General features: G+C 42.1%; 1 protein-coding gene. It reads left to right on the top strand.

The features are described from left to right. Positions 1-13 precede the first annotated feature (13 nt). On the top strand, positions 14-1,209 hold a 1,196-nt coding region (gene tuf, locus A6M21_RS06825; protein WP_066667298.1), incomplete at its 3' end, for an elongation factor Tu.

Genomic DNA, 1,209 nt, shown 5'->3' with positions numbered 1-1,209 from the left:
AGGAGGAAAAGAAATGGCAAAGCAAAAATTCGAAAGAAAGAAACCCCATGCAAACATAGGGACAATAGGACACGTAGACCATGGCAAAACGACATTAACATCAGCAATAACGATAGTATTATCAAAGCAAGGAATGGCACAAGCAACAGCATACGATGAAATAGACAAAGCACCAGAAGAAAAAGCAAGAGGAATCACAATAAACACAATGCACGTAGAGTACGAGACAGAGAAAAGGCACTATGCTCATGTTGACTGTCCAGGACACGCAGACTACGTAAAGAACATGATAACAGGAGCAGCGCAGATGGACGGAGCGATACTGGTAGTATCAGCAGCAGATGGTCCAATGCCACAGACAAGAGAGCACATCCTGTTAGCAAGACAGGTAGGCGTACCATACATCGTAGTATTCTTAAACAAAGCAGACATGGTAGACGACCAAGAATTAATCGAATTAGTAGAGATGGAAGTAAGAGAGCTGTTAAATGAATATGAATTTCCAGGAGATGACACACCGATAGTAGTAGGTTCAGCATTAAAAGCAATGGAATGCGGATGCGGACAAAGAGATTGTCAATGGTGTGGCAAGATATGGGACTTAATGGATGCAGTTGACAGCTATATACCGACACCAGAAAGAGATGTAGACAAACCATTCCTGATGCCAGTAGAAGATGTATTCACGATAACAGGAAGAGGAACAGTTGCAACAGGAAGAGTAGAGAGAGGCAAATTAAAAGTAGGAGACGAAGTAGAGATAATAGGATTATCAGACGAAAACAAGAAAACAGTAGTAACAGGAGTAGAGATGTTCAGGAAGACACTGGATGAAGCAGAAGCAGGAGACAACATAGGAGTATTGTTAAGAGGAGTAACAAGAGACGAAGTAGAAAGAGGACAAGTCTTAGCGAAACCAGGGTCAGTAAAACCGCACACGAAATTTGAAGGACAAGTATACGTGTTAACAAAAGAAGAAGGTGGAAGACACACACCATTCTTCAATGGATACAGACCACAGTTCTACTTCAGGACAACAGACGTAACAGGAGTAATAGAATTACCAGAGGGCGTAGAGATGGTAATGCCCGGAGACCACGTAACGATGACAATAGAATTAATAACACCGATAGCGATGGAAGAAGGACTAAAATTTGCTATAAGAGAAGGCGGACACACAGTAGGAGCCGGTGTTGTTTCCAAGATTCT

The sequence above is a fragment of the Desulfotomaculum copahuensis genome (genome assembly GCF_001655685.1).
Classification (GTDB): domain Bacteria; phylum Bacillota; class Desulfotomaculia; order Desulfotomaculales; family Desulfovirgulaceae; genus Desulfotomaculum_G; species Desulfotomaculum_G copahuensis.
This window is presented reverse-complemented; position numbering and strand designations above follow the sequence as displayed.